Source organism: Corallococcus sp. AB045 (assembly GCF_003668895.1).
In the GTDB taxonomy this organism is placed as follows: Bacteria; Myxococcota; Myxococcia; order Myxococcales; family Myxococcaceae; genus Corallococcus; species Corallococcus coralloides.
Window position 1 is genome coordinate 1 of the sequence record NZ_RAWN01000382.1, and the last position, 3,296, is coordinate 3,296.

Below are 3,296 nucleotides of genomic sequence, written 5' to 3' on the forward strand. Positions count from 1 at the left end.
GGAATGATGGTGATCGGGCCTCCCGTGGGATCCGCATTGCCACCCGCCGCGCCTCCCGCCACCGCCACGGAGCCTGTCACGCTGGGGGTCGTCGAGGAGATGAAGTGGACGATGCCGCCGCCGCCGCCGCCGCCGCCGCCTTCACCCGTGCCGCCGTTGCCGTTGAAGCCATCCGCGCCCTTGCCGCCCATCGCTTTGATGATTCCCCCCAGCGTGATGCTTCCCTTGGCCGCGACCAGCACGATGCCGCCACCGCCGCCGCCCGTGCCCACGATGGACACGCCGCCGGTCTCCGGGTTCACGCCGTCCTCACCGAACGCGTCGATGGACGCATTCACGGGGATGCGAATGTTGCCGCGCGCCGCCAGCATCAGCGCGCCGCCGCCCGCGCCACCGTCGGCATTGGAACCCGCGTAGATTCGAGCGCCAGCTCCACCTGACGCCGATTGCACCCGGCGCACCTGGGCACCCTGGAACGACGTCAGCCCCGCGCCACCGTTGTACGTGGTCGCTGCCGTCCGGGAGATGCCTGGCGGGGCCTCACCGCCGCCCAGGTCCTCTGCTCCGGGCAGCACGGTCACCTTACCGCTCACCGTGATGTCCCCGGAGGAGCGCAGCACCGTGCCGCTCGGGACGATCAGCGTTCCGGCGATGGTGATGCTGCTGAACTGGAGGTTGAACCCCGACGGCAGTTGGGCCACGCCCGTCGAAAGAGAGAGGTTCACCGTCTGGCCCACGCCCACGTTGAACGCCCCCGCCGAGCCGTCGCCGTAGAGCCCCTGCGTGCCCGCCGGTCCCTGCAGCCCCTGCGCACCCGAGGCACCCGTGGCACCCTGGGGGCCCGCGGGGCCGGTCGCGCCAGCGGGGCCGACCGCGCCAGTCGCGCCCGTGGGCCCTGCCGCGCCCGTGTCACCCTTCGGACCCGCGGGGCCCGTCGCACCAGCGGGGCCGACCGAGCCGGTCGCACCCGTGGGCCCTGCCGCGCCCGTGTCACCCTTCGCGCCAGCAGGACCGGTCGCGCCAGCAGGGCCGACCGCGCCGGTCGCTCCCGTGGGGCCTGCCGCGCCCGTGGCGCCCGTGTCACCCTTCGGACCCGAGGGGCCGGTCGCGCCAGCGGGGCCGACCGCGCCGGTCGCGCCCGTGGCCCCCGTCGGACCTGCCGCGCCCGTGGCGCCCGTGTCACCCTTCGCGCCAGCAGGACCGGTCGCGCCCACCGAGCCTGTATCGCCCTTCGCGCCCGTCGGGCCCACGGGCCCCGCTGGACCGACAGCACCCGTGTCGCCCTTCGCGCCCGTGGTCCCCGTCGGACCCGCCGCGCCCGTGTCGCCCTTCGCTCCCGCCGGACCCGTGGGCCCCGCGACGCCCTGCGGACCCATGGGGCCCATCAGGCCAATGAGACCCTGGGGCCCTGTCGCGCCCGCCGGGCCCTGCACGCCCTGAAGTCCCTGGGGACCGGGCTCGCCCGGGGCACCCGACAGGCCCTGCGGACCCTCGGGACCCACCAGGCCGGGTTCACCCGTGGCGCCCTTCTCACCTCGCGGGCCGGCCGGACCCTGGGGACCAGTCGCGCCCGCGGGCCCCGGAGGCCCTTCCGGTCCCGCCGGACCATCGCCCGTCTCCCCCGTGCAGGCGGACACCGCCAACGTCGCGCAGAGCGACAGCACACGAAAGCGCGAGAACGCCCCACGAAGGGGCACGAAAGTTCGAAGCGGCATGGACCAGGTCCTCCCCAAGGACAGACGGTGCGGCGACGTGCGGCGTAGGAAAAAGGGCCGTCACGGAACGTGAAGCTTCGCACACGCCGGGTTGGTTTGCCTGATGACGCGCCGCGGTCTTTCATCAGGGGGACTGCCCATGGTCTGTTCGCTGGCTCACACCAGCCGTCACACCAGGGGGCACCATGTCCACGCCGTACGTTGGGCAGATCATCATGTTTGGAGGCAACTTCGCGCCGAAGGGTTGGCTCTTCTGCGACGGCACGCTGCTGTCCATCGCGCAGAACCAGGCGCTCTTCGCCATCCTGGGGACGACCTACGGCGGCAACGGAACGACGACGTTCGCGCTGCCGGACCTGCGCGGCCGCTTCCCCATGCAGCCCGGCCAGGGACCCGGTCTCACGCCGCACTCGCTGGGCGAGATGGCCGGCCAGCAGCAGGTGACGCTCATCTCCCCCCAGATGCCCGCGCACACCCACCCGCTGATGGCCAGCATGCAGGAGGGAAACACGGAGAGCCCGGAGGGCGCGTACCTCGCGGCCGTCCCCCTCGGCACCACCCCCGCGCCGTATGTCACGACCCCCAGCACGGTGATGGGCCACCAGGCCGTGGGCATCGCTGGCGGCAACCAGCCGGTGCCCATCGAGAACCCGTACCTCTGCGTGAACTTCATCATCGCGACGGAAGGCGTCTTCCCCTCGCGCGGCTGAGCTTCACGGCAGGAGGACGCCGCACCAGCAGCACGGCCCCTCCTTCGCGCTTCAGGCGCCCACCACTTCCGCGCGGGTGATGCGGTCCAACCGGAAGTGGCGCCGCTCCCCGGACGCGAGGTCCACCGCGTCCAGCCGCGTCTCATGCCGGTCCATCACCACGGACTCGATGCGCACCTCGCGCACCGTCTCCAGGAAGTTGCCGTCCACGTAGGTGATGCGCAGCGGCTGCCGCTCGAACCACGCGCGCTCCAGCGCCTCGCGCACGGGCTTGCGAGTGGGCAGGGACGGCACGCCCAGGAACGTCAGCTCGCGCAGCCGGTCCAGGAGCTCCCGCTGCGCGGACGTGGACAGCGCCGAGCGCACCTTGTCGAGCGCCGACTCCAGCGTCCCCGTGAAGGGTAACAGCCGCATGCCGATGGCGAATCTCCCCAGCGCCACCACCAGCGCCGCCTCGCGCGCGGTGAAGTTCACCGGCGGCAGGCTGTAGCCCCGGTCCAGCGCGTAGCCGCCGCCCCGGCCCCGCTCCGCGCCCACCGGCAGCGCCGCGGCGCGCAACGCGTCCAGGTCCCGGTAGATGGTCCGCACCGTCACGCTGAAGCGCTCCGCCAGCACCTCCGCGGTGACGCCGGTGCGGCGGCCCCTCAGGTATTCGGCGAGGGCGAAGAGTCGCTCGGTGCGCTGCATGACGGTGAATCCTGACATACCGCTGTCAGCCGGGGGCCTCAAGCTCACGCAGAGGCACCCGCGATGCGAAGCCCTTCCGACAGCGCCACGCCGCTCCTGTCCGCCCACCCTTGCGAAGCGGGCCCCCGCGCGCCTATGAGCGCCAGGAGCAGCGCCCGCGCGCCGCGCCTTCCGTCCCCCGAGT

At 73.1% G+C, this 3,296-nt stretch carries 3 protein-coding genes; 1 reads left to right on the top strand and 2 read right to left on the bottom strand.

The window, feature by feature from the left end:
• On the bottom strand, positions 1-1,715 hold a 1,715-nt coding region (locus D7Y21_RS42475), incomplete at its 3' end, for a collagen-like protein (RefSeq protein WP_199735602.1).
• 185 nt (positions 1,716-1,900) lie between these two features.
• On the opposite strand from D7Y21_RS42475, the gene D7Y21_RS40785 reads away from it, so the two are divergent.
• Entirely contained in the window at positions 1,901-2,425 is a 525-nt protein-coding gene (locus D7Y21_RS40785) for a phage tail protein (RefSeq protein ID WP_120563599.1), read from the top strand.
• 51 nt (positions 2,426-2,476) lie between these two features.
• On the opposite strand, the gene D7Y21_RS40790 is transcribed toward D7Y21_RS40785, so the two are convergent.
• Positions 2,477-3,112, bottom strand: a complete 636-nt coding sequence (locus D7Y21_RS40790) for a YafY family protein (protein WP_014398634.1) — start codon at positions 3,110-3,112, stop codon at positions 2,477-2,479.
• Between the last annotated feature and the right edge of the window lie 184 nt (positions 3,113-3,296).